At 60.0% G+C, this 25,045-nt stretch carries 22 protein-coding genes, 1 tRNA gene and 2 pseudogenes; 15 read left to right on the top strand and 10 right to left on the bottom strand.

What is annotated here, in order from left to right:
* Nucleotides 1-6: 6 nt before the first annotated feature.
* Nucleotides 7-81 (bottom strand) — tRNA-Arg (locus BLW24_RS25345).
* A 123-nt stretch (nt 82-204) separates the two neighbouring features.
* On the opposite strand from BLW24_RS25345, the pseudogene BLW24_RS25340 reads away from it, so the two are divergent.
* Nucleotides 205-683: pseudogene (locus tag BLW24_RS25340) on the top strand (GNAT family N-acetyltransferase).
* Nucleotides 684-849: 166 nt separating this feature from the next.
* Here BLW24_RS25340 and BLW24_RS25335 read toward each other — a convergent pair.
* Both BLW24_RS25335 and BLW24_RS25330 read right to left on the bottom strand, forming a co-directional pair.
* The gene (locus BLW24_RS25335) at nt 850-1,902 is read right to left on the bottom strand and encodes a Glu/Leu/Phe/Val dehydrogenase dimerization domain-containing protein (RefSeq protein WP_090387977.1); all 1,053 of its coding nucleotides are present in this window, start codon (nt 1,900-1,902) and stop codon (nt 850-852) included.
* A gap of 81 nt (nt 1,903-1,983) precedes the next feature.
* Nucleotides 1,984-5,451 carry an indolepyruvate ferredoxin oxidoreductase family protein gene (locus tag BLW24_RS25330; protein WP_090387976.1) on the bottom strand — a complete coding sequence of 1,156 codons (3,468 nt, stop codon included), beginning with the start codon at nt 5,449-5,451 and terminating at the stop codon, nt 1,984-1,986.
* A 201-nt stretch (nt 5,452-5,652) separates the two neighbouring features.
* On the opposite strand from BLW24_RS25330, the gene BLW24_RS25325 reads away from it, so the two are divergent.
* The 6 genes and pseudogenes from BLW24_RS25325 to BLW24_RS25305 all read left to right on the top strand — a co-directional run bounded on the left by BLW24_RS25325 (nt 5,653) and on the right by BLW24_RS25305 (nt 12,270).
* Entirely contained in the window at nt 5,653-6,120 is a 468-nt protein-coding gene (locus tag BLW24_RS25325; RefSeq protein ID WP_090387975.1) for an Lrp/AsnC family transcriptional regulator, read from the top strand.
* 138 nt (nt 6,121-6,258) lie between these two features.
* Nucleotides 6,259-6,783: an RNA polymerase sigma factor gene (locus BLW24_RS25320; protein ID WP_090387974.1), complete on the top strand. Its 525-nt coding sequence runs from the start codon at nt 6,259-6,261 to the stop codon at nt 6,781-6,783.
* Between the two features lie 125 nt (nt 6,784-6,908).
* Nucleotides 6,909-7,607, top strand: a complete 699-nt coding sequence (locus BLW24_RS25315) for a FecR family protein (protein ID WP_244161308.1) — start codon at nt 6,909-6,911, stop codon at nt 7,605-7,607.
* Between the two features lie 81 nt (nt 7,608-7,688).
* A pseudogene (locus BLW24_RS26120) lies at nt 7,689-7,823 on the top strand (hypothetical protein); the annotation flags it as partial.
* 79 nt (nt 7,824-7,902) lie between these two features.
* Entirely contained in the window at nt 7,903-8,994 is a 1,092-nt protein-coding gene (locus BLW24_RS25310; RefSeq protein WP_090387972.1) for an IS630 family transposase, read from the top strand.
* Nucleotides 8,995-9,186: 192 nt separating this feature from the next.
* Nucleotides 9,187-12,270 (top strand): transglycosylase domain-containing protein, encoded by a 3,084-nt coding sequence (locus tag BLW24_RS25305; RefSeq protein WP_090387992.1) that lies wholly within the window; start codon nt 9,187-9,189, stop codon nt 12,268-12,270.
* Between the two features lie 56 nt (nt 12,271-12,326).
* Here BLW24_RS25305 and cheR read toward each other — a convergent pair whose 3' ends face one another.
* On the bottom strand, nt 12,327-13,154 hold the full coding sequence (gene cheR / locus BLW24_RS25300; RefSeq protein WP_090387991.1) for a protein-glutamate O-methyltransferase CheR: 828 nt from the start codon (nt 13,152-13,154) through the stop codon (nt 12,327-12,329).
* Nucleotides 13,155-13,198: 44 nt separating this feature from the next.
* Nucleotides 13,199-14,131, bottom strand: a complete 933-nt coding sequence (locus BLW24_RS25295; protein WP_090387971.1) for a chemotaxis protein CheV — start codon at nt 14,129-14,131, stop codon at nt 13,199-13,201.
* A 73-nt stretch (nt 14,132-14,204) separates the two neighbouring features.
* Between BLW24_RS25295 and flgA the strand changes: the two genes are divergently transcribed.
* The 4 genes from flgA (at nt 14,205) to BLW24_RS25275 (ending at nt 16,848) form a co-directional block, all read left to right on the top strand.
* Complete coding sequence (gene flgA / locus BLW24_RS25290) at nt 14,205-14,963, top strand: flagellar basal body P-ring formation chaperone FlgA (RefSeq protein ID WP_090387970.1); 759 nt, start codon at nt 14,205-14,207, stop codon at nt 14,961-14,963.
* A 157-nt stretch (nt 14,964-15,120) separates the two neighbouring features.
* Nucleotides 15,121-15,465 (top strand): flagellar biosynthesis anti-sigma factor FlgM, encoded by a 345-nt coding sequence (flgM, locus tag BLW24_RS25285; protein WP_090387969.1) that lies wholly within the window; start codon nt 15,121-15,123, stop codon nt 15,463-15,465.
* Between the two features lie 84 nt (nt 15,466-15,549).
* Nucleotides 15,550-16,017, top strand: a complete 468-nt coding sequence (locus BLW24_RS25280; protein WP_090387968.1) for a flagella synthesis protein FlgN — start codon at nt 15,550-15,552, stop codon at nt 16,015-16,017.
* A gap of 81 nt (nt 16,018-16,098) precedes the next feature.
* Nucleotides 16,099-16,848 (top strand): flagellar brake protein, encoded by a 750-nt coding sequence (locus BLW24_RS25275; RefSeq protein WP_090387967.1) that lies wholly within the window; start codon nt 16,099-16,101, stop codon nt 16,846-16,848.
* Here the strand turns inward: BLW24_RS25275 and BLW24_RS25270 are convergent.
* From BLW24_RS25270 to BLW24_RS25255, 4 genes are all read right to left on the bottom strand, one after another.
* The gene (locus BLW24_RS25270; protein ID WP_090387966.1) at nt 16,845-17,456 is read right to left on the bottom strand and encodes a TIGR04282 family arsenosugar biosynthesis glycosyltransferase; all 612 of its coding nucleotides are present in this window, start codon (nt 17,454-17,456) and stop codon (nt 16,845-16,847) included. The two genes, BLW24_RS25275 and BLW24_RS25270, sit on opposite strands and share 4 nt — an antisense overlap.
* Nucleotides 17,453-18,145 carry a TIGR04283 family arsenosugar biosynthesis glycosyltransferase gene (locus BLW24_RS25265; RefSeq protein WP_090387965.1) on the bottom strand — a complete coding sequence of 231 codons (693 nt, stop codon included), beginning with the start codon at nt 18,143-18,145 and terminating at the stop codon, nt 17,453-17,455. Before BLW24_RS25265 ends, BLW24_RS25270 begins: the two co-directional genes overlap by 4 nt.
* Nucleotides 18,142-19,470, bottom strand: a complete 1,329-nt coding sequence (locus BLW24_RS25260; protein WP_090387964.1) for an MFS transporter — start codon at nt 19,468-19,470, stop codon at nt 18,142-18,144. Before BLW24_RS25260 ends, BLW24_RS25265 begins: the two co-directional genes overlap by 4 nt.
* Before the next feature lie 238 nt (nt 19,471-19,708).
* Nucleotides 19,709-20,950 (bottom strand): glutamine synthetase family protein, encoded by a 1,242-nt coding sequence (locus BLW24_RS25255; RefSeq protein WP_208600253.1) that lies wholly within the window; start codon nt 20,948-20,950, stop codon nt 19,709-19,711.
* Nucleotides 20,951-21,396: 446 nt separating this feature from the next.
* On the opposite strand from BLW24_RS25255, the gene BLW24_RS25250 reads away from it, so the two are divergent.
* Nucleotides 21,397-21,789, top strand: a complete 393-nt coding sequence (locus tag BLW24_RS25250; protein WP_090387962.1) for a hypothetical protein — start codon at nt 21,397-21,399, stop codon at nt 21,787-21,789.
* A gap of 51 nt (nt 21,790-21,840) precedes the next feature.
* Here the strand turns inward: BLW24_RS25250 and BLW24_RS25245 are convergent, their stop codons facing one another.
* A complete protein-coding gene (locus BLW24_RS25245) occupies nt 21,841-22,500 on the bottom strand; it encodes a YceH family protein (protein WP_090387961.1) in 660 nt (219 codons plus the stop codon).
* 272 nt (nt 22,501-22,772) lie between these two features.
* On the opposite strand from BLW24_RS25245, the gene sstT reads away from it, so the two are divergent.
* The 3 genes from sstT (at nt 22,773) to BLW24_RS25230 (ending at nt 24,878) form a co-directional block, all read left to right on the top strand.
* Nucleotides 22,773-23,993, top strand: a complete 1,221-nt coding sequence (gene sstT / locus BLW24_RS25240) for a serine/threonine transporter SstT (RefSeq protein ID WP_090387990.1) — start codon at nt 22,773-22,775, stop codon at nt 23,991-23,993.
* A gap of 198 nt (nt 23,994-24,191) precedes the next feature.
* Complete coding sequence (locus BLW24_RS25235; RefSeq protein WP_090248458.1) at nt 24,192-24,473, top strand: peptidylprolyl isomerase; 282 nt, start codon at nt 24,192-24,194, stop codon at nt 24,471-24,473.
* 153 nt (nt 24,474-24,626) lie between these two features.
* A complete protein-coding gene (locus BLW24_RS25230) occupies nt 24,627-24,878 on the top strand; it encodes a hypothetical protein (protein WP_090387960.1) in 252 nt (83 codons plus the stop codon).
* Nucleotides 24,879-25,045: the final 167 nt, after the last annotated feature.

The raw sequence follows: 25,045 nt of genomic DNA, 5'->3' as shown, positions 1-25,045 counted from the left end.
AGTAGATGGCGTTCCCAACTGGATTCGAACCAGTATCTAGCCCTTAGGAGGGGCTTATTCTATCCATTGAACTATGGGAACCGAGGCTGGATAGACGGGCCACCAGCGGGCGGCATCTTAGCGAGGCTGGGCGGTTTTGTCATGCCGCTGCCATCATCTCTGCGCCATACTGCCAACCGGCTGTCATAAGGAGAGGAGATCGCCATGCGCCCCGCTGCTTCGCATCATCTGCCGGATTCGCCTTTTGCCGATTTTCACCTGCGTGCGGTTAGCATTAATGATGCTGCTGCCCTGGCTACCTTACTGCAACAACTGGCGCCCGATGAGCCGCGTGCCGATGCCAAGCTACTGGCTTTACGCTTGAGCGAGCTGCCGGTGAGCCGTGTGGTGCTGGTGGCCGAGCGTGACGGCAAGTTACTCGGCACCTGTACGGTCAATCTGATTGAGCACCTGGCGCACAATTTTGCCCGTTCGGCGATTCTGGAAGATGTGGTGGTGGATACTGAGGCGCGCGGCCTGGGGATTGGCCAGACGCTGATGGGCAAAGCCATCGAACGCGCCCGCGCCTGGGGTTGTTACAAGGTGGCACTGTCCAGTAGCCAGAGCCGTGAAGCTGCCCATGCGTTTTATGCCAGTCAGGGGTTAAGCCGCATGGGATTAGTTTGGCGTTGATGTTGGACTAAGAAACCATCTCTAAAGCTATGTCTGCACAGTCTGCGCTCAACAGACGAGCGCTTTTGTAGGAGCGGGCTTGCCCGCGAATCGACGTCGGCCTAAAAGCATCGCGGCCAAGGCCGCTCCTACAAGTAATGCAAAACGTGTCGGTAGTGGGGCTACGTTTAGCCGTTTTTATCGGCCGAACCGCTCTTCGGCCAATTGATCGGCAATCTCCACCGTGGTTTTGCTCGCCGCATCGGCGCGTTGGAAGATCTGTTCCAGGGTCGCGCCGATGCCTTCGATATGCGCTTTCAGCTGCGCAGCACTTCCGCCACTGCGACCGTAATAGACATCGATAATGCCGCCGGCATTGATCGCGTAATCCGGCGCGTACAGGCACTCGTTGCGGCGCAGGGTTTCCGCCAGGCTGGCATCGGCCAGTTGGTTGTTTGCGGCCCCAGCGATAATCGGTGCACGCAGGGCTTCCAGAGTTTGCTGGTTGATGATGCCGCCCATGGCGCACGGCGCGAATACATCGACATCCAGGCCGAAAATTGCCTGCTGGCTGACGGCGGTTGCACCCAGCTGCTCGACCGCGCTACGTACATTGGCCTCGACAATATCGCTTACCCACAGCTCGGCCCCAGCGGCTTTGAGCTGACGCGCCAGGTCGAAGCCAACCTGCCCTACCCCTTGGATCGCGACTTTCAGACCGTGCAGGTCATCACGGCCCAGGCGGTGTTTGACTGCGGTCTGGATGCCGATAAACACGCCGTAAGCAGTGGACGGTGACGGGTCGCCATTACGCGTGCCGCCAGCGAAGGCTTCGCGCAGCTCGGCGCCGGATACGTGGCGCGTGCGCTCGGCCATGATCTGCATTTCCGCAACGCCAGTGCCGGAGTCGGCGGCGGTGATATAGCGGCCGCCGAGGCTGTCGACAAAATCGCCCATAGCCTGAAACAGCGCCGCGCTCTTGCCGGTATGCGGATCGCCGATAATTACCGCCTTGCCGCCACCCAGCGGCAGGTTGGCCAGGGCCGACTTGTAGGTCATGCCGCGCGACAGGCGCAGCACATCGCGCAGCGCTTCATCGTCATTGGCGTAGGGCCACATGCGGCAACCGCCAAGAGCCGGGCCGAGGTTGCTGTTGTGAATGGCGATAATCGCCTTCAGGCCGCTGGCCTTGTCGTGGCCGTAGACCACCTGCTCGTGGTGGTCGAAATCGATATGGGAAAACACGGACATAGGTGCCTCGTTTTTTTGTTGTAAGAGGTCACCCTCTCCCGGTTAAGGGAGAGGGTGAAGGTTATAAGCGTCAGGGGTTTGTTATGCGGCCGGCTCGAACAACTGCACGGCCTGAATTTCGCTGACCAGCATGCGCGCCTTGAGCTGGCTGCTCTGCTCGCGCACCTTGGCCAGGCTGCGCTCCTTGACGTGGCCATAGCCGCGGATCTGCTCCGGCAGCTCAGCCAGGGCCAAGGCCGTGCGGTAGTTGTCGGCGTTGAGCTCCTTGAGCAGGTACTCCAGATCCTGCTCGTAGTCGTCGATCAGCTGCAGCTCAAGCCGGCGCTCGGCGCTGTAGCCAAACAGGTCCAGTGGCGTGCCACGCAGGAACTTGAACTTGGCCAATACGCCAAACGCTTTGAGCATCCAGGGGCCAAAGGCGCGCTTGCGCGGCTCACCGGTGCTGGCGTCCGGCTTGCTCAGCCAGGACGGTGCCAGGTGGAACTGCAAGCGGTAGTCGCCACTGAACTGCGCCTCCAACTGACGGATAAAACTGCCATCGCTGTACAGCCGCGCCACTTCATACTCGTCCTTGTAGGCCAGCAGTTTGAAGTAGTAACGCGCCACTGCCTTGCTCAACGCTTGGTCAGCGCTCTTGTCGACCTGCTGCACCCGCGCCACCTGCTCGCGGTAACGCTCGGCGTAGGCGGCGTTCTGGTAGGCAGTCAGGCGCACCACGCGATCAGCGACGATTTCGTCCAGAGTCTGGCAATGCGGCGCTTCGATCACGTCTGGCTTGGCCAGACGCTCCACCGCGACCGCATCATGGGCCGCACGACGGCCCCAGAGAAAGGCCTGCTGATTCAGTTGCACAGCCACGCCATTAAGCTCGATGGCCTTGTTGATGGCTTCAGAGGAAACCGGCACCAGGCCTTTCTGGTAAGCGAAACCGAGCATAAACAGGTTGGTGGCGATGCTGTCGCCAAGCAGGCGGGTGGCCAGACGGCTGGCATCGACAAAGTGGGTTTTGCTCGCCCCCACCGCTTCGATCAGCGCCTCGCGCATGGCCGCGCCAGGCACCTGGGCATCGGGGTTGCGGGTGAATTCGGCGGTTGCAGCTTCATGACTGTTGACCACCGCATGGGCGATCTTGTCATTCAGCTTGGCCAGGGCCTCTTCACTGGCCGACACCACCAGATCGCAACCGAGCAGCAGGTCGGTTTCCCCGGCTGCGATGCGTACGGCAAAGATATCGTTCTGCTTGGCGGCGACGCGGATATGGGTGATCACCGGGCCAAATTTCTGCGCCAGGCCAGCCTGATCGAGCACGCTGCAGCCCTTGCCTTCGATATGCGCAGCCATGCCGAGCAACGCGCCGACAGTGGTCACGCCGCTGCCGCCGACACCCGGCAAGAGGATATTCCAAGGGCGATCCAGCGCAGGTTGGCGCGGTTCCGGTAAGGCGATAAATAGCGCGCCCAGGCCAACGGCCGTGGGTTTGCGCAGACTGCCGCCGTGCACAGTGACAAAACTCGGACAGAAGCCCTCCACGCAGCTGAAATCCTTGTTGCAGGAGTTCTGGTCGATCTCGCGCTTACGCCCCAACTCGGTTTCCAGCGGCAGCACTGACAGGCAGTTGGACTTGACGCTGCAATCGCCGCAACCCTCGCACACCGCCGGGTTGATAAAGGCACGCTTCTGCGGGTCGACCAGCTTGCCGCGCTTGCGCCGACGACGTTTCTCGGTGGCGCAGGTCTGATCGTAGATGATCACCGAGCAACCCTGGAACTCGCGCAGCTCACGCTGCACAGCATCCAGATCACGCCGATGGTGGAAGGTGACGATAGGCGCGAAGGTGTTGCGCGTCGGGTATTTTTCCGGCTCGTCGGTGACCAGGGCAATGCGTTTCACCCCTTCGGCGTACACCTGCTGGCTCAGCTGATCGACGCGCAGTTCGCCGTCGATGGGCTGGCCGCCGGTCATGGCCACGGCGTCGTTGTAGAGAATTTTGTAGGTGATATTCACCCCGGCGGCCACGGCCGCACGCAGGGCCAGCTGGCCGGAGTGGAAGTAGGTGCCGTCGCCGAGGTTCTGGAAGATATGCGGGGTGTCGGTAAACGGCGCCTGGCCGATCCAGGTCGCGCCCTCGCCGCCCATCTGGGTAAAGGTGTCGGTATTGCGGTCCATCCACTGGGTCATGTAATGGCAACCAATACCGCCTTGGGCACGGCTGCCTTCCGGCAGTTTGGTCGAGGTGTTGTGCGGGCATCCGGAGCAGAAATGCGGGGTGCGCACGGTGTGATGCTTAGGCGCGGCCAGCGAGGCTTCCTTGGCGGCGAGGAAGGCCAGGCGCTCTTCAATTTGCGGGCTGCTGTAGATCGGCGCGAGGCGCTTGGCGATGGCGCGGGCGATCATCGCCGGGGTCAGTTCGGACAGGTTCGGCAGCAGCGAATGCCCGGCTTCGTCGAACTCGCCCACCACCACCGGGCGCTTGCCCACGGGCCAGTTGTACAGCTGACCGGTGAGCTGGTCTTCGATGATGCTGCGTTTTTCCTCGACCACCAGAATCTCGTCCAGGCCTTCGGCGAACTCATGCACCGAAACAGGCTCCAGCGGCCAGCTCATGCCGACCTTGAGTACGCGCAGGCCGACCTGGGCGCACAGCGCTTCGTCCAGACCGAGGTCGTCCAGGGCCTGGCGCACGTCGAGATAGGACTTACCGGTGGTGATAATGCCCAGGCGCGGGTTGGGCGAATCGAGCTTGATCTGGTTGAGGTTGTTGGCCAGCGCAAAGGCACGGGCGGCGTAGATTTTGTAGGTGTTAAGGCGCGCTTCCTGAGCAAGGGGCGGGTCAGGCCAGCGGATATACACGCCGTCCTCCGGCAGCTGGAAGTCCTCGGGAATCTTCACCTGCATGCGCAGCGGGTCGACATCCACCACGGCGGAAGAATCGACGTTTTCGGCGATGGTTTTCAGCGCCACCCAGCAACCGCTGTAACGCGAAAGCTCCCAGCCGATGATCCCGTAATCGAGAATCTCCTGAACGTTGGCCGGGTTGAGTACCGGTATCGAGGCGGCGATAAACGCATGCTCGCTCTGGTTGGCAATGCTCGAGGACTTGCAGCCATGGTCGTCGCCGGCCAGCAGCAGCACACCGCCATGCTCGGAGACGCCGGCCGAGTTGCCGTGCTTGAACACATCACCGCAGCGGTCCACACCCGGACCCTTGCCGTACCACATGGCAAACACGCCGTCGTAGCGCGCACCGGGGAACAGACTGGTCTGCTGGCTGCCCCACACCGAGGTGGCGGCTAACTCTTCGTTGACCCCCGACTGGAAGTGGATGTGATTGTCTTTGAGGTACTCCTTGGCATCCCACAGGCTCTTGTCGAGGTTGCCCAGCGGCGAGCCACGGTAACCGGAAATAAAGCACGCGGTATTCAGGCCATGAGCTGCGTCGCGTTGCTTCTGCAGCATGGGCAGACGGGTCAGCGCCTGGGTGCCGGTCAGGTAGAGGTGACCGGTAGCAAGGCGGTACTTGTCATCCAGGCGGATCTCGGCCAGAGACATGATGGTGCTCCTGTTATTTTTATCGAGAGCTGGGTTGGCAACGGTTAATGCCACCCTTGTTAAGCCTAGTGCGGGATCACCACACAAGGCGCATAGCCAAGAATATGAACGGAGCGCACGGCTTTTTTATTTCTTTTTGCTGGCCGTTTTACAGATACTGCGCATGATTAATCCAACAAGAACAAAAAATTCGGAACAGTCATGCAAGAAAAACCCAGCCCCATCGACCGCAAGATTCTCCGCCTGCTGCAACATAACGCCGACCTCTCCGCCGCCGAGATCGCCGAGAAGGTGGAGTTGTCACAATCGCCTTGCTGGCGGCGGATTCATCGCATGCAGGAAGAAGGCATCATCGAGCGCAAGGTTGCCCTGCTCAGCCACAAGCAACTGGGCTTTAGCATCACCGTATTTGTCGATATCAAGCTGTCGGCGCACGGGCGCAGCAACCTGGAAGAATTCGAGCAGGCGGTGGTCGGTTACCCGGAAGTGTTGGAGTGTTTCACCATGGCCGGCGGCTCGGACTACCTGCTCAAGGTGGTGGCCAAGGACATCGCCAGCTACGAGCGCTTTCTGCGCGACCACCTGCTGCAACGCCCGCACGTACACGAAGCGCACTCGCATATCGCCATGAGCGAGGTGAAACGCACCACCGAGTTGCCGCTGGACTGATCCCGCCCTTTCAGTCCCTGGGCCTGCCCTGAATCGGCCAAGCAAGTGTCGGGGACAAGGCACGCACAGGCGCAGCTTTAAATGCAAAGAATTCTCATTTATATTTGCACAAATAATCATGCCTACAAAGCTCGCCCCTTGCCTCACGCATCCGCCAAACCCTCCCTGATCACCACCCTTGCCCGCCACTATGACGAGCTGGTCGACTCCGTGCGCCGCCGCTTTGGTGACCGTCAGGCGGCACGCGAAGTGGTGCATGACGTCTGCGCGCAATTGCTGGAATCACCCGGGAAGGAGGCCGTACGCGTGCCCTTGGCACTGCTGCACAAGATCACCCATGATCGTGCCATCAGCCACTATCGCAGCGAACGACGCCGCCAGAGCTGGGTGGACGTGCAGGCGGAACTGAACGAGGTGCTCTGCAACGCGCCAAGCCCGGAGCGCCGGCATGCCGCAGCCGACGAACTGGAGCGTCTGTGCGTCGCCATTGCCGAGCTGCCGCCGCGCTGCCAGCAGGTATTCGTCATGCACAAGATTCATGAGCTGCCGCAGCAGCAGGTCGCCGAACAACTGGGCATCTCGCTGAAGGCCGTGGAAAAACACCTCAAGCTCGGTATGACCAAGTGCCTGGCACGCCTGGGTTACACGAAGGCCTGCATATGAACCGCCCAGCTGACGAACACAACCCCACGGACGACGCACTAACGCGCCATCGCGACGAACTTAAGAAACGTTTCCCCCTGCCCTCGCCACCCCAGAAGACCAGGCATCACAACAGCATATCCGGCGTGCTGGCCGTTTTGATGGTGCTGGCTGGCGGGCTGTTCTGGCTCGACCCGGCCTATCACCGCGACGTCTACATCAGCGCGGCCGGGCAGGTTCAGCGCCTCGAACTGGACGATGGCAGCCGCGTCACCCTCGACGGCGCCAGTCAGATCGAGGTCAGCTGGCACCTGCGCAGCCGCCGCGTGGCATTGCAGGCTGGCCAGGCATTGTTCGATGTCGCGCCGGCACTCTACCGCCCGTTCAGGACTCTGGCCGGCTCAACCGAGATCACAGTGCTCGGCACGCGCTACAACGTCAGCCGTCTGGCGGACAGCGTGCGTATTTCCGTCGTCGAAGGCCGAGTCGGCGTGCGAGGTCAGACGACTGAACAACTGCTCAGCCCTGGCCATCAGCTGCTGTCACGAAGCGGCCAATTGGGCGAGCCGACTCAGGTCGACGCCCAGGCGTTGAGCGGCTGGACCGAAGGCCGTCTGGTGTTCGAGCGCACCCCGTTGATCGAGGTGCTGGATACCCTCGAGCGCCAGCAGAACACCGCCGTACACCTCGCCACGCCTGACCTGGCCCAATTGCCGGTGTCCGGCACCTTCGAACGCGCGAACCTGGGCACTCTGCTGACCCTGTTGCCGCAGATATTGCCAGTGGAACTGCACACGGCAACCGACGGCACGCTGAGCCTGAGCCGGCGCAACCTGAAAAAATAATTGCACCACGAGGTAGGGTTTTGCCGTGTCTGAAGCGGCTATTTCCAGGAACGTCCCTTTTTCTTTCCCGGAGCCCCATCAGTGAAAACCCCGACCCGGCACCTTACCCTGTTGGCCAGCAGCCTGCTGCTCGGCCTGTCGTCGATGTCCCAGGCTGCCAGCGAAATCGATTTCGACCTACCCGCCGCGCCCCTCGCACAATCGCTGAACGCGCTAGTGAACTGTCTGTAAAATTCGTTAAACCAATGTCGGGCCAGTATACTGCGCGCTCTATCGTCATGAATTGAGCTCCCATATGGCCCGGCCAGCAGCCCCATTCTTCTTGAGTCCCAGTGATGCCGGCATGCTGCAAGGCTGGTTACGCATGGGATCGCTGCCTCAGAGCATCGGCCAGCGGGCCAGAATTCTGTTGCTGCTGGCCAACGGTCTCACGCCCAAGGAGATCAGCGAGCAGCTGCAAGTCTCTGCGCCAGTGGTCTTCAAATGGCGTAAACGCTACCAGGAGACCGGTCTGGAGGGGCTGAGTGACCTGCGGCGCAGTGGAGCGCCTCGCAAGCTCAACGAAGCGAAGATCAAGGAAATCCTGACGCTGACGACCCAGCGAGTCCCGCGCGAAGCTACCCACTGGAGCCTACGGTTGATGGCCAAGTACGCTGGGGTCAGCATCTGGCAGGTCGCACAGGTGTGGGCTGCTGCCGACCTCAAGCCGCACCGGTTGAAAACCTTCAAGATCAGTAACGACCCGCACTTTGCAGACAAAGTGGTCGATGTCGTCGGGCTCTATTTGAATCCGCCCGACAACGCCCTGGTGCTATCTGTTGACGAAAAAACACAGATCCAGGCGCTGGACCGCACACAGCCCATGCTGCCGCTCAAGCCCGGGCAGATTGAGCGGCGGACGCATGACTATAAGCGCCACGGTACGGCCAGTCTGTACGCAGACTTTGACATCCTGACGGGTAAGGTCATCGGCCGTATCACCCAGCGGCACAGGGCCAAGGAGTTTTTGGAGTTCCTTCGACAGATCGACCGCAGCACTCCCGCCGAGCTGGACCTGCATGTAATTCTGGACAACAGCTCGACTCACAAGACCGCTGCCGTCAGGGAATGGCTGGAGAAGCATCCCCGTTTCAAGCTGCACTTCACACCGACCAGCGCCTCGTGGCTGAACGCCGTGGAGGGCTGGTTTGCGCAACTGGAAAGACGGGCGCTTTATCGTGATGCCTTCAGCAGCGTGGCTGACCTGAGAGCGGCGATACGTCGCTTCATTGAGGCTCATAACGAACATTCGGCTAAGCCGTTCCGCTGGAGCAAAACGGCTGAGTCGATTATCAGCTCCGTGCATCGAGCAAAGCTGGCTGTAATTCGGAATGAGTTATTGGATTAACCAGACAGGCCACTAGCGGCAGATAAAAAACAGTGAAAAACCCTCTGCCTGCCAAGCCCATCCCGGCCTGCCCGCTGCACCAGCGACTAAACTGCAAACAGTGGCCAGCTGAGAGGAGCTCAGTGTTCAAACCCGCTGATGTTATTCAGCAACCTGTCAAACCTATGGATGAGTACATCAGGCTAAATGAATATGGGCGCACCTTGGCAACTCGACATCACCACCCTGCCGGCCAGCGAACAACCCAACCGGCGCAAGCGCACCAGCAAGCTGAAAGTCACCTTCTGGCTGCTTGTTCTGCTGCTGTGCATCGCTAGCGGTTTTTTGCTTGTCGAGGAAGCCCGCACCTCGCGCTTTCAGGCTCAGGAAATCAGCCGCTATGCGCAAACCCTCAGTTATCGGGTCAAACCGGGGCCCAGCCCATCGATCATCTACCCCAAGGAAGGCCCTTTCGATAAGCGCCAGGGCTACACCAACCTGCCCTTGATGCTGGAGCGGCTTGGTCAGCGCAGTTTTATCGTGCAACAACAGGCGCAGTTCTCCCCCGCCTTGCTCGACTATGCCCAGCGCGGCCTGTTTGTACCCTACCCGGAGAAGATCCAGAGCGGCCTGCGCATCAGTGACTGCAGCGGTACGCCCTTCTATGAATTCCGCTACCCGCAACAACGCTACCCAAGCTTCAACGCCATCCCGCCGCTGGTAGCCGGCAGCCTGCTGTTTATTGAAAACCGCAAGCTGCTCGACCCCGAGCAGCCGCTGGCCAACCCGGCAGTGGACTGGCCACGCTTCGTCATGGCGGCCATCTCCCAGGTCGGCAAACTGCTGGATATGCAGGACCAGTCTGCAGGTGGCAGCACCCTGGCCACCCAGCTGGAGAAATATCGCCACTCCCCGGACGGCCTGACCTTGTCGGCCACGGAAAAACTGCGGCAGATGCTTTCCGCCAGCGTGCGTGCCTACCAGAGCGGCCCGCAGACACTGGCTGCGCGAGAAAATATCGTTCGCGATTACCTCAACAGCGTGCCGCTGTCTGCTGCCCCTGGACATGGCGAGGTGCATGGCCTGGCTGATGGTCTGCGCATCTGGTTCGGCGCGGACTTCGCCCAGGTCAACCGGTTGCTCGACCCCACACGCTCGCCAGATGCGAGCCTGGCTGAGCGCGGTCTGGCCCTGCGCCAGGTGTTGGCCCTGATGATTGCCCAGCGCCGCCCATCCTATTACCTGGCGCAGGGCCGCAATGACCTGGCCGAACTGACTGACAGCCATATCCGCCTGCTGGCCGGCGGCGGCCTGATTGACGCAGCGCTACGCGATGCGGCGCTGAACCAGCCACTCACCTACCGCGACTGGGCCCTGGAGCCCAACCTGCAGCCGGTGGACAGCAACAAGGGCATCAGCGTCTCGCGAGCGCGGCTGTCAGCCATGCTCAACATGCCACTGTATGACCTAGATCGCCTCGACCTGAGTGCCACCAGCACGCTGAACAACGAGCTGCAGCAAGCCGCCAGTCAGTACCTGCAGCAATTGGCCGACCCGGAATTTGCCGGGCAGATCGGTCTGTTTGGCGAGCGCCTGCTATCCCCGGAAAAGACCGCCGATGTGCGCTACAGCTTCACTTTGTTCGAGCGCACCAGTAACGGCAGCGTGGTGCGGGTGCAAACCGACAGCACAGACCAGCCGTTCGATATCAACGAAGGCAGCAAGCTGGAACTGGGCTCCACCGCCAAACTCCGGGTGCTGGCTACCTACCTGGAAATCATCGCCGAGCTGCACCAGCGCCATGCAGGCCAAAGCGCCAGCGAGTTGCGCGCAGTCAACGCCCAGGACAACCTTACCCGCTGGGCCATCGGTTATCTGCAAAGCACTCCCAATGCCAGCCTGCCAGCCATGCTGGATGCGGCGCTTGAACGCAAATATTCCGCAAACCCGGGTGAGCGTTTCTTTACTGGCGGCGGCATTCACACCTTCGCCAACTTCCGCCGTGAGGATAACCAGCGCATCGCCAGCATGCGTGAAGCCCTGCGCGAGTCGCTCAACCTGCCATTTATCCGCCTGATGCGCGACCTGGTGCGCTACAGCACCTATCAGGCCCCGAACAACAGCGCCGAGCTGCTCAAGGACGACAAGGATCCGCGCCGCCAGGCCTATCTAGAGGACTTCGCCGACCGTGAGGGCACCACCTTCCTGCTGCGTTTCTGGCGCAAATACCAGGGCCAGCCGGAACAACAGCGCCTGGACACCTTTCTCAACGGCCTGCGCCACACCTCGGTACGCCTCGCCGCCGTGCACCGCTACCTGATTCCACATAGCGATGAAGCCGGCTTCGCCGCCTTCCTGCGCAAGTACCTCCCCCAGGAAAAGCTCAGCGATAAGCGCATCGCAGATCTCTACAAGAGATACGGACCCGGCACCTACAGCCTGCCGGATCAGGGCTATATCGCCCGCGTCCACCCACTTGAGCTGTGGCTCTTGGGCTACCTGATCGAACAACCGCAAGCCACTTTCAGCAATGCGGTGGCCGCCAGCCAGGACGAACGCCAGGAGGTCTACGGCTGGCTGTTCCGCAGCCGACACAAGAGCGCCCGCGATAGCCGCATCCGCATCATGCTCGAGGTGGAGGCCTTCCTCGATATTCACCGGCGCTGGCAAAACCTCGGTTACCCTTTCGCCCATCTGGTGCCATCGCTGGCCACCGCCATCGGCAGCTCCGGTGATCGCCCAGCAGCGTTGGCCGAGCTAGTCGGGATTATTCAGAACGACGGCATTCGGCAACCCACTGCCCGCATCGACAGCCTGCACTTCGCCGCTGATACACCCTATGACACCCTGGTGGTACGCGACCATACCGAAGGCAAGCGAGTCATGGCCTCTGAGGTCGCGGCCGCGCTGCGCAGCGCCCTCGCCGATGTGGTTGAGGCAGGCACTGCGCGACGCTTGCTGGGCAGCTTTACTCAGGCTGACAGCCAACCGCTGAAAGTCGGCGGCAAAACCGGCACCGGTGATAACCGCATCGAAACCGTCGGCGCCGGTGGCCGGGTACTCAGCTCACGCGCGATGAACCGCACAGCAACCTTTGTCTTCTACCTCGGCCCACGTCACTTCGGCACCCTTACTGCCTTCGTCCCTGGCCGCGCGGCAGAAAGCTTCCGCTTCACCTCAGCGCTACCGGTACAGGTGCTCAAAGGCATGGCGCCGATTCTGCAGCCTTATCTTGAGCCGGATACTCACAGCAAATGCCTGCCATTTACGCCTGCGGTTAAGGCCAGCAGCTTGTAAGGTCGGAATAAAAAACGGGAGGCCACTGGCGTCCCGTTTTTTGAACCCTGCGATAACTACTTCGCTTTGTAGATAATCCCGGGACTGCATTGCACCATCTGGTAGTGGTTAGGCAAGCCATTGAGCGCTTCAGACGCCCCCAGGAACAGATAACCGCCGGGCTTCAACATGGCATGAATGCGCGTGAGGATGTCCTTCTTCACCTCGGCCGAAAAATAGATCAGCACGTTACGGCAGAACACCACATCGAACTTGCCCAGGCTGGCGTAACTGTCCAACAGGTTCAGCGGACGAAACTCGATACGGCTACGAATCGCCGGCTTGACCACCCAGCGCCCCGGCCCCTTGGGGTCGAAATAGCGCTGCAGTCGTTCCTGAGAAAGCCCACGCCCCATCGCCAGACTGTCGTACTCACCGGATTTACAGTTGATCAACATGGTCGGCGAGAGGTCGGTGGCCACAATCTGCAAGCTGCCCTTGAGTTGACCAATATTGGTCTTCTCGAACTCATCGACAGTCATCGACAGCGAATAAGGTTCCTGCCCGGACGAACAAGCCGCCGACCAGATGCGCAGGCGCTGACCGGGGCTTGCCTTGATCATCTCCGGCAGCACGCGTTTTTTCAGCACCTCGAACGGATAGGTATCGCGAAACCACAGGGTTTCGTTGGTGGTCATGGCATCAACCACCTGTTCGCGCAAACCGCTGCGTGGCTGACTCTGCATGCGCTGCACTAGCTCACCCAGGGTCTTGATGCTGTTCTGCTCCATCAATTTGTTGAGCCGACTGGAAACCAGATACTGCTTGTTGGTGCCAAGCAGGATGCCGCAGGCTTTTTCCAGGAAAGTCCGGAACTGCTCGAAATCCAAATTACCTGTAGACACTCGCGAGGCCTCGACAAACATATGATTCACTGAGGGCCAGGCCCTCAGTCCCCTGCCGCGATATTGATGCGGGCAGCTACCCGTGCCGCCAGGTCATCCGGGCGAAACTTGGCGAGAAAATCATCTGCGCCCACCTTCTTCACCATGGCCTGGTTGAACACGCCAGATAACGAAGTATGCAGGATGATGTGCAGCTTTTGCATGCGCGGATCGGCGCGGATCTGTGCGGTCAGCGTATAGCCATCCATTTCCGGCATTTCGATGTCGGAAATCAGCATCAAAAACTCCTCTGCAGGATTTTTGCCTTCTTCAACCATCGCATTCAGATAGTCCAGCGCCTCACGTCCGTCGTTCAGCGCCACCACCTCGACGCCAACAGTCTCCAGGCACCGGGTCACCTGCTTGCGCGCCACAGATGAATCGTCGCACGTGAGTACACGCATGCTCACTGCGCGCGCCTGGGTCTTTGCGTCAAGCACACCTTCGGAGATCACGTCAGAGGTCGGAGCTACTTCCGCGAGGATTTTCTCAACATCGATGATTTCGACCATCTTGTCATCCAAGTGAGTAACCGCCGTCAGGTAATGGTCACGCCCGGTGCCCTTGGGTGGCGGATGAATCGACTCCCAATTCATGTTGACGATGCGCTCGACCGAGTGCACCAGAAAGCCCTGAACCTTGGTGTTGTACTCAGTGATGATGACGAAGCTGTTGTCGATATTGGCCAGCGGCGCACTGCCGGTGGCCATGGACAAATCAAGAATCGGAATAGTGCCGCCACGAATACTGGCGACACCGCGAACAACCGGACTGGATTTCGGCATGATGGTGAGCTTGGGGCATTGCAGCACCTCTTTCACCTTGAATACGTTGATCCCATACAGTTGGTTGCTGTTCAGACGAAACAGCAACAACTCCAAACGATTCTGTCCAACCAACTGAGTTCGCTGGTTAACCGAATCCATCACACCGGCCATACCCAAACTCCTTATTTGAGTAACAGATTGCTGTCAGCGTAGCAGGCGGCACGCGCCTTGCTATCCAACCCACATGAACACTGAAACGACAACTAACCGACACTCACTGGCAAAATGCCGCTACTGGCTGGCAGTTGTACCCGCTTTGCTGGCACTCGGCTATAGCGCCTTGGCAACAGCCAACGCCACACGACCTGAACAACTTATCGGCGCTGGCGAAGTTTTTCTTGAGCAAGCGGTGAGTGATTATTTACAGCGTAGCAAAATCGCTGGCCGCCATGAGATTCAAATCAGCCGACTCGACCCACGCTTGCGCCTGCCGCTGTGCCCACAGCCATTGACCACTACCCTGGAAAGCCCTGCTGAGCCTATTGGCCGCGTGACCTTACGCGTACGCTGTGACGGTGCGGCCCCCTGGACAGTATTTGTACCTGGGCAAGTGCGCCTGTACCGCGAAGTGGTGATCGCCAGTCGCCCGCTGAAACGCAACAATCTGCTGACGGATATGGATGTGGTGTTAGCCGAACGAGATGTTGGGCTGCTCAACCAGGGTTATCTGACCGCTCTCAAGCAAGCAATCGGCAAAAAATTGACGCGGCCATTGTTGCCCGATCAGGTGCTTGCGCCGATTCATGTGCAAGCGGCCGAGGCCATACGCAAAGGTGATCAGGTCGTGATCAGCGCCCGCAGCGCTGGCATCAGCGTACGCATGCCCGGCGAAGCCTTGTCGGACGGCACGATAGGCAAACAGATCAGCGTGCGCAATCAACGTTCCAATCGAGTGATCAGAGCCCGTGTAGTTGGGCCTGGACAGGTTGAAGTCGCGATGTAGGCATGCTTCTTGTTTTAACTTTGTGCACTCGGTGAGCTGACGATTATCCACACTGTGTTTAGACTGTTACCTGACGCACACTTTTTTGCCCTAAAGTTTTTCAGGGCAATGCCGACAAGCTAGGCAAGCGTCCAAACACTGTTCGAGGTTTTGCATCATGGTCATTGACATCAACCGGCTCAACAATGCCGCATCGCCAGCCAACTCGGGGCGGACCGGCAGTGCGCAGGCAGGTGGCCAGAACGAAGCCATCGGCGGTAAACAACCCGGCAACGTACCCAGCCCCGTCGAGCAGGCGCAGCAAGCCGGCAAGAGCGGCGAGTCGGTACAGCTGAGCCGCGAGGCCCAACAGTTGCAAAAAGTTAGCGAAAAACTGCGCGACCAGCCGACCGTCAACAAAGAACGCGTCGCTCAGCTCAAGCAGGCGATCGAAGATGGCAGCTACCAAGTCGATAGCCAGCGCGTCGCCAGCAAACTGCTTAATTTCGAATCCCAGCGCTAGTCACCGGACTACGCTGGGGTAATTGGCCGCCCAATAGACACTGCGCGCACCTCCTGCAGCGTCTGTTACCCCGAAGAGCCCGCAATGCACGACACCAGCCTGCTTGAACTGTTCACCAACGATATCGGCACCGCTGAGCAGTTGCTTGAATTGATCGACACCGAGTTTCAAGCTCTCACTGACCGCGACCTCCCCCGCCTGCAGAGCATTCTGGCTGACAAGCTGCCGCTGCTGAGCCTGCTTGACCAGCATGGCAAGGAACGCAGCCAGCTACTCGCCAGCCTCAACCTCAGCCCCGACCGCACGGGCCTGCAAGCGCTTGCCACACAGTCCAGCCAAGGCGAACTGTTGCTTGAGCGTGGCGATCAACTCAACGCCCTGCTCGAGCGCTGCCAAGCGGCCAACCTGCGCAATGGCCGACTGATTCGCTCCAGCCAGGCCTCGGCTCACAGCATGCTCGGCATTCTGCGTGGCAACGAGACGCCCAGCCTCTATGACAGCCGCGGCAGTGCCGCTAGAATCGGCCAGCAGCGCCCGCTCAGCCAGGCCTGAAACCTATAAAAGGCACAGGGGACATACTGTCACATTGCCAGTATGCTAGTGCCATAGCATTTGCTCGGAGAGTTATGGACCGTGTCCAGTCCTTTTAGCCAGGAAGATGGCCCGCAGCCACCCAAGGTGCTCAAGGCACCGGTGGAAATAGTTGCCAACCTGCGCCAACTGCAACAAAACCATGACCCGCTGATCATCACCTTCCACGAACGCAATCAGCGCTTCCAGAGCTACGTGATCAATGTGGATCGCGACAAGAATCTGTTGATTCTCGATGAGTTGGTTCCAAACGACGGCGAGCGCTACCTGGCCAATGGCGAGGCGTTCAATGTCGAAGCCTTCCATGAAGGAGTGCGCGTAGCCTGGAAATGCGAACAGAGCGTGCGCATCACCGAGCATGAAGGTGCGCGCTGCTATTTCAGCCCAATGCCGCTTGAGGTGACCTACCACCAACGGCGCAGTGCCTTCCGTGCACCGCTCAAGCAAAGCGAACTGATCAAGATCGAGCTGGCCGGCGATAAACTACGCACAGCCATACCCGGACATTTACTGGATATCTCTGCTACCGGCTGCAAATTGCGCTTTCCCGGCAATATCAGCAGCAGCCTGCAAGCTGGTCAGGTATACGAGCGGTTTACCGCCCGCTTTCCTTTCGGCGCCATGACCACTGCCATTGAAATGCGTCATGTGCAGTATGAAGAGAAGGTCGACACCACCTTTGTTGGCGCACGTTTTCACCGCATCAATGGCCAGGAGCAGCGCCTGGTCGAACGTTTTGTCTACCAGATACAACGTGAAGCGCGGCGCTTCGAGAGTGACGGGCTGTTCTAGATCAAGATATTCAGTGCAGCCAGGCGCGATAAATCCTCAGGCCGATCCACATCCCACAACGCAGGCAGCAGCGCCGGACACCAGTCCAGCTGCTGCAGCCGCTGCAGCGTCATGTCAAAGATCCGCTCCGTTCCCCATGGCATATCACTGAACAAGGCAGCGTTTATGCGGCGCAGCCCCAGCAGCACATAACCGCCGTCTTCTGCCGGACCGATAACTACGGGCCGCTCCTGCAACGCGCCGCAAGCCGCCTGCAGATAATCGCCGTCAAGTGCCGGACAGTCATTGCCAATCAGGATTACCGCATCGCTTTCCGCCAGCCCCAGAGTGGCGATACGACGCATGCGTTCACCCAGGTCGCCTGCCGGCTGCTCGACCAGCGTCCAGCCAAGACGTTGCGCAAACGCCTGCAAATCCGCGCCCGGCAAATCGTCCAACCACAGAAAACGCTCACTAAAGCCATGGGCCGGTAACTGCAACGCACGCTCCAACAGCAACTGCTGCAAATCGCAGGCGCCCTGAGCCCCCAAGGCTGGGATCAGACGCGTTTTTACCCGCCCGGCAACAGGTGCTCGCGCGAGCATATGCAATGAGATCGACAGGTTCATAGCAGCGACCCTCGACGGTACTGACGAGCCAGTTTGTCCGGGCTGGCGCCACAGTAATAGGCCAACCGCAGACACCACATTAGCATCACGGTACGCCAGATCCCGTTCTGCTCCCAGCGCCGACTGGAGGTCGACAACGGTGGACGCAGACAACGCGGGCGAGCCAGCGCCTTCAAACGGCGGCACAGCTGCAAATCTTCCATCAGCGGAATCTGCGCATAACCACCCAAAGCCTCAAATCTCTGCCGGGCAACGAATATGCCCTGATCACCCGAGGCAATCCCGCTAAGGCGCGAACGCAGGCTGATCATCGCGCCAATCAGTTGCAACGCCAGGCCCGGGCCGGACAAGCGCACATCGAAACGCCCCCACAACGGCCGCTCGCTAAGCGCGCGCTGCAGACTGTCCAGCGATTCAGCACTGACCCGCGTATCGGCATGCACGAACCACAGGTACTCACCGCGAGCCAAGGCCGCGCCAGCATTCATCTGCAAGGCGCGGCCCGGTGCTGTTCTGAGCAACTGATCAACCCGCCCCAGCGCCAGCTCGCAGGTGCCATCAGTGCTGCCGCCATCGACCAGGATCAACTCGACACCACCAGCGCGCAGATCAGCCAGATCATCCAACAGGGCCGGCAACGTCTGAGCCTCATTGCGCACCGGGATCACCACGCTAAGCAGCGGTGTCATCCGCGCGCCTCTGTTTGAGTGGGCGACTCCCCTGCTGGTTCGGCGTCCGGCTCTTGCACGGCATTGTTGTCGTGCATCTGTTCATGCACCACCTGCTCATCGACACGCGGGTCGAGTGCCGCCGTCAGCGGCGAGCTGGTGGTGCTGTCCGGCATGGGAATGTGGTGCAACGGTGCGTCGTCGACCTGATGCAGATGAGTGACGCGCTCCGGCCGAATACGCAGCACCAGAATCAAGGCGCAGCCACAGACGAAGGCGTACAGCATGTTGGCACCAAGAAAGCGCATCAGCACGCCCGCCAGCAACGGCCCGATACTCGCGCCAACACCGAAGGTCACCAACAGCATGGCCGTCAGCGATACCCGTCGCTCGGCCTCGACATGGTCATTGGCCAGCGCCACTGCCAGCGGATAGAGACTGAATTGCAAGGCGCACACCGCAAAGCCGCCGGCAAACAACAGCGGCAAGCTGGCCTGCGGCAGAATCGCCAGTGGCAACGCGGCCAGCGCCAGCAACGCGGCACAGCCGCGAATCAGCTGCACGCGGTCATGCCGATCAGACAGCCAGCCCAACGGCCACTGCACCACCAGACCAGCAATGATGCAGCAGCCCATAAACAGGCCGATCTGCTCGGTAGATAAGCCCATGCGCGTGCCGTACAGCGGCGCCAGGCCGTAGAACGAGCCGATCAGCAGGCCCGAGACCACAATGGTGGTCAGCGACAACGGCACACGGTCAATAAAGAAGCGCATTTCCAGCGGCGCTGGATGCAAGGGCGCCGGGTGCAGTTTACGAGTCAATGCCACCGGCACTAGGCACAGGGCAAAACACAGCGCCACCAGCATCAGCAGCTCAAGACCCAGCGTCGGATGCACCACCAGCACCAACTGACCGAGGATCAGTCCGAGGTAAGAGGCCCCCATATAGCCGGCAAACACCTGGCCACGCTGGCTGGTTTCCGCCTGCTCATTGAGCCAGCTCTCGATCACCATGTACTGGCACATCATGCCCAGACCGACCAGCATACGCAGCAGCAACCAGCTGGGTAGCCAGTCGCTAAGCCCATGCCCGAGCACTGCTGCGGTGACCACGCCGGCGCAGGCGACATAAGCGCGAATATGGCCAACCCGGGCAATCAGCCGATGACCAATCTTGCCGCCCAGCACCAAGCCCACATAGTTGGCCGCCATCAGCGCACCAACCCACAAACCATCGGCCGTTTCCGCCAATCGCAGCGCCAGGTAAGTACTCAACAAACCCGAGCCCAGTAGCATCAACAGGGTGGCGAAATACAGCGAACTAAATGATTTGAGGATCACAGACATGGGGCGGCGCATGGCTCCAAAGGGCAGCCGAAATCATGCTCGGCGGCCAGGTTTTTAGAGCCTGTCTACGATCTCGCAAGCGAGAGCCCTACGGCGCTACGTTAGGAACAGCCTGCGGCGGGTCAAAACAGACGAGGAAACGGACTGGGCTCGTACACAAGTGTACGAGTTGTACATAAGCATCCGAGCCGGTTTTTAGCGCAGCAGGGCCGACGCGCAGCAGATCGTAGGCAGGTTCTTAGGCGTGGGCCGCCAGTACGCGGCGCTCCCACGGGGTAATTTCGTCAAAGAAGCTGGTGAGCTCCAATGTCTTGCTGGCAATGTAGCCTTCGATGAACTCTTTGCCGAACAGTTCCAGCGCCAACGGACTGCGCTTGAGACGCTCAATCGCGGCATGCATGGTACAGGGTAGCGCCAATTCGTCCGGCACTTCGAACTCACCCTGAATCGGCGCACTGGGCTGCAGCTGCTGCTCAATCCCATACAGACCCGCTGCAAGGCTCGCCGCCAGCGCCAGATAAGGATTGGCATCGGCGCCCGGCAAGCGGTTCTCCACCCGCCGCGCCACAGGCGCACTAGCGGGAATGCGCAGGCCAGCGGCGCGATTATCCTCCGACCAGCAGGCGTTGTTCGGCGAAGCATAAGGATGGCAAAGGCGCTGATAGGAGTTCACATGCGGGGCAAATAGCAGGGTGAAATCGGCCATGGCCGCCTGCTGCCCGGCGATAAATTGGTAAAACGCCGGCGTTGCCTGGCCATCGGCCGCACTGAAGATATTCTGCCCGCTGCCCTGCTCCACCACGCTTTGATGAATATGCATGGAACTGCCGGGCGTGTGCGCCAGCGGCTTGGCCATGCACACCACTGTGAGCCCGTGCTTGAGCGCGACTTCCTTGAGCAGGTGTTTGAACAGAAACGTCTGGTCGGCAAGCAGCAGCGGATCGCCGTGCAGCAGGTTGATCTCGAACTGGCTGACGCCCATCTCATGCATAAAGGTATCGCGCGGCAGGCCCAGAGCCGCCATGCACTGGTAGACCTCCTGGAAGAACGGGCGCAGGCCGTTGTTAGAACTCACGCTGAAGGCTGAGCCGCCGTCTTCACGCCGACCATCGAGCCCCAGCGGCGGCTGAAACGGCTGCAGTGGCTCGGCATTGCGGGCAAACACGAAAAACTCCAGCTCGGTCGCCACCACCGGCTGCCAACCATGGCTGGCGTAACGCGCAATCACCTGCTTGAGCAGACCACGGGTAGACAAGCCGGAGCTGCGTCCATCGAACTCATCGGCATCACAGATGGCCAGCGCGCGCGGCGTTTCACTCCAGGGCAGCCGATGAATCTGTGTCGGCTCGGCATTCAAGGCCAGGTCCCCATCATCACTGCCGTAATAACACGGCGCCGGGTAGCCCCCCATGATGCATTGCAGCAATACCCCGCGCGCCAACTGCAAGCGCCGCCCCTGCAGAAAACCCTCAGCCGTCATCACCTTGCCACGCGGCACGCCATTGAGGTCTGGCGTCACACATTCAACTTCATCAACACCACGCAACAACTCAGCCAGGGCGGTGCGGTCGAGGGTACTCATTTGCTGTTGTCCTTATTGATGCAAGAGGCCGTAGTCGAACGGCGAAGCGTACAAAATACGCACCAGCCGTTCGATATTTCAAGCAAAGCCATGCCTGCCACCTGAAGCGCAGACTAGAAAACACGATACATCGATTAATTAGATATTAATGATCATGCACAATCGCTCCATAAATTATCTTTTAGACTTCAATAATTGAACATAAATTATTGATAAATAAGGCATTAAACCAACTATCGACGCCATCGATGATTACCATACCCAGCCTGCACTTCTTCATCAAATTTTCATCCGTATCATTGGCTCCGCACTCACTTACACCCGCCCTTACGAGGAGCCTGAACATGAAAAAGCAAATTCTCACCGCCGTAATCCTGAGCAGCCTGTCCATCAGCGCCTTTGCCCTGCCACAGAACAACCCGCAGCCACTGCTGGGTGAAATGCAGGACAGCAGCGTAAAAACCCTGATGGGTTTTGGCAGCAACCTGCAAACTGAAGGCGGCGCTGAGCGCACTGGTGCAAACCGTGTCGCCGAAGGTGGCGCTGATCGCCTGCAAGAGCGTCTGCGTGTCGCCGAAGACGGTGCCGATCGTACTGGCGCTAGCCGTGTCGCCGAAGGTGGCGCCGACCGCTTGCAAGAGCATCTGCGTGTTGCCGAAGACGGTGCTGACCATACTGGCGCAAACCGCGTTGCAGAAGGTGGTGCCGAACGTACACCCGGCCTGCGCTTTAGCTGATCACAGTTAATAGGCAACACCAAAAGGTGCTCAATCGAGCACCTTTTTTGTTTACTGCGCAGCCGACTCCAACTGCGCCAAACGTTCTTCCAGCGCCGCAATACGCGCCTCCAGAGCTTCCAGGCGCTCATCCTGCTGACCGCCCGCCGCAGCGCGCTGCGGCTCACTGGCCCTGGCCGACAATGCCGCCTGCAAATCCGCCGGATCACCCAGAGCGTGCATATAACGGTCTTCACGCTGCCCCGACTGACGAGGTAGCAGGCAGGCCAGTTCGCGACTGATCAGGCGCTCAAGGTGATGCTGAACCTGCTCGGCATCATCGAAATCATGCATGCGACTGCTGCGTGTCAGCAGTTCGTTGAGGGTCTGCGGACCACGCAGCAGCAATAGACCGAGCAACACCACTTGCGCCGCGACCAGCTCCAGCGCTTTGTCGGCACGGTGCTCCCAGCGATCCGCTCGGCTGCCCATCACCAGACGCGCCATTTCGCGCCCTTCCAGGCTACGCAGAGCCTGCCCGACTTGGCCGGCGGTAAGGTTGAGCACCGGCTCACGGCTGGTTTTCTGATTGCAGGCCAATACCAGGGCGTTCAGCGTTAGGGGGTAGGCTTCGGGAGTGGTCAGCTGCTTTTCAATCAGGCAACCCAGCACCCGCGCTTCGACGATCGTCAGGGTTTCAACCGCCATAGCGCTCGCATCTTCGTTGGACATAACAACCTCACGGCCTCGCAAAGGCCCTAGCCTAGCCCGCCTGACGACCGGTTGATAGGTATAACCACCGCTGGGCGGGCTAACACTTCGGCGGCGCGTAAAAGCGGATCACTGTGATAGAGTCGCGCGCTATTTTTCAGCGTGGCCTTGTTCCATCCCCCGCGAAAAGCCTCATAACGCGCACTGCAGCCATGCATCCAGCCCCGGCGCCTCGAGCCCGACAGGCAATAGGAAGAGATCGCAGGCCTGCCCGCCAAGTAGAGATGCATGTCATGACCACTGCCCAACACCCGCTTGTCCAACTGCTCAACAGCACCAGCCTGGTGCTGCAAATCGCCATCGGCCTAGTGGCTGGTATCGCCCTGGCGCTGTTCCTGCCTGAAGCCGCGGCAAGCGTCAGCTTCCTCGGTACGGTGTTTGTCTCGGCGCTGAAGGCCGTGGCTCCGGTGCTGGTATTCGTACTGGTGGCGGCGTCCGTTGCCAACCATCAGCAAGGCCAGCAGACCCATATCAAACCGATTCTGCTGTTGTACCTGATCGGCACCTTCAGCGCCGCGCTGATTGCAGTAGCCGCCAGCTTTGCGTTCCCGTCCAGCCTGACTCTGGTGAGCAACAGCGCCGAATTGTCGCCACCCGGCGGCATCAGCGAAGTGCTGAAAACCCTGCTGCTGAATGTGGTGGATAACCCGGTCAACGCCCTGCTCAAAGGCAACTTTATCGGCATCCTGGCCTGGGCCATTGCCCTGGGCTTTGCCTTCCGTCACGCCAGCCCGAGCAGCAAGCAGATGCTCGCAGACCTTTCCGGCGCAGTTACCAGCATCGTCAAGCTGGTGATTCGCCTGGCGCCACTGGGGGTTTTCGGCCTGGTTGCCGCCACCTTGGCCGAGTCAGGCATGTCGGCCCTGCTCGATTACTCACACCTGCTGCTGGTACTGGTGGGCTGCATGCTGTTTGTCGCCCTGGTGACCAACCCGGCGATTGTCTATTTCAAGACCCGTCGCAATCCCTACCCGCTGGTGCTGACTTGCCTGCGCGAAAGCGGCCTGACGGCGTTCTTTACCCGTAGTTCGGCGGCCAATATCCCGGTCAACCTGCAGCTCTGCCAGCGTCTGGGCCTGCACGAGGAAACCTACTCGGTATCGATCCCACTGGGCGCGACCATCAATATGGCCGGCGCGGCGATCACCATCACCGTACTGACCATGGCCGCCGTGCACACCCTGGGCATCGCCGTCGACCTGCCAACCGCCTTGCTGCTCAGCCTGCTTGCCTCGATCAGCGCCTGCGGCGCGTCGGGCGTGGCCGGTGGCTCGCTGCTGCTGATCCCGCTGGCGTGCAGCCTGTTCGGCATCCCCAATGAGGTGGCCATGCAGGTGGTCGCCGTCGGCTTTATCATCGGCATCGTGCAGGACTCTGCGGAAACCGCGCTGAATTCCTCCACCGACGTGCTGTTCACCGCCGCCGCTTGCCAGGCTGAGCAAAAACACAGCTAAACGCTTGCCGAACCAACAAAAGGCTTACCCATGGGTAAGCCTTTTTTATGCATGCCATTCAGGTCTCAACGCAACGCGGCGTGAATCAGCGCTCCAGGCAGATTTTTATGACTCAACCGATAAACGTCACACGCACGGCGTTTGAATAGCCCAACGATTGCGGTAGGCTTTGCCGCTTCTTTATAAGGAGTAATTCTCATGGCCCGCGCCACTGCCCGTCACATCCTGGTTGCCAGCGAAGACAAGTGTAACGAACTGAAAGCCGCAATCGAAGGCGGTGCCGACTTCGCCCAAGTCGCCAAAGACAACTCCAGTTGCCCATCCAGCCGCAGCGGCGGTGACCTTGGCTCGTTCGGCCCAGGCCAGATGGTCAAGGAATTCGACACCGTGGTATTCAGCGCACCGATCAACGTGGTGCAAGGCCCGGTGAAGACCCAGTTCGGCTACCACCTGCTGGAAGTAACCAGCCGCCAGGACTGATCCTGCCTGTTCGCTGGGCCGCCCGGCCCGGCGAATCCTGTTTTTTTCACGCAGCGTCCATCAGGCACCACGCCACAGCCCCATAGTCCAGAACCTCGGGCAATAGCCAGGTATACTCGCCGGCCTTTTCTTCTCGCACCCGCGGACCTCGTCATGACCCAGACTCCAGCAGCTGAACCCACCCTCGCCGTTCAGTCTGCCGACAGCGCCGCGCCACTCACTGACCAGGCTACGCCTGTCAGTCGGCCTAAAGCCGCTGGTTTCGCTTCGCTATTCGGCGCAGCCAAAGCCGCCTCCGGCAAACAGGACGACCAGCCCTGGCACCAGAAAGGCAACAAGTCGAGCCACGAAAAGAAGATTGGCCCAGCGCCAAGTGGCACTCGCCGTGCCATGGGCAAACGCTAAAAACCGGATTACGATCTGCTGCGCGTCGGCCCTGCCACGTTAAAAACAGACTCAGAATGCTCATGTACAACAGTACACTCCGCTTCCTCGCCGTTTTGACCAGCCGGAGGCTGTTACTGGCGTAGCGCCTTGCAGGACTCTAGCTCGCAAGCTCGTAAACAGGTTTT

It is taken from the genome of Pseudomonas anguilliseptica (assembly GCF_900105355.1).
Classification (GTDB): domain Bacteria; phylum Pseudomonadota; class Gammaproteobacteria; order Pseudomonadales; family Pseudomonadaceae; genus Aquipseudomonas; species Aquipseudomonas anguilliseptica.
Note: the sequence above shows the minus strand (reverse complement) of the source record. Positions and strands in the feature narration are given on the sequence as shown.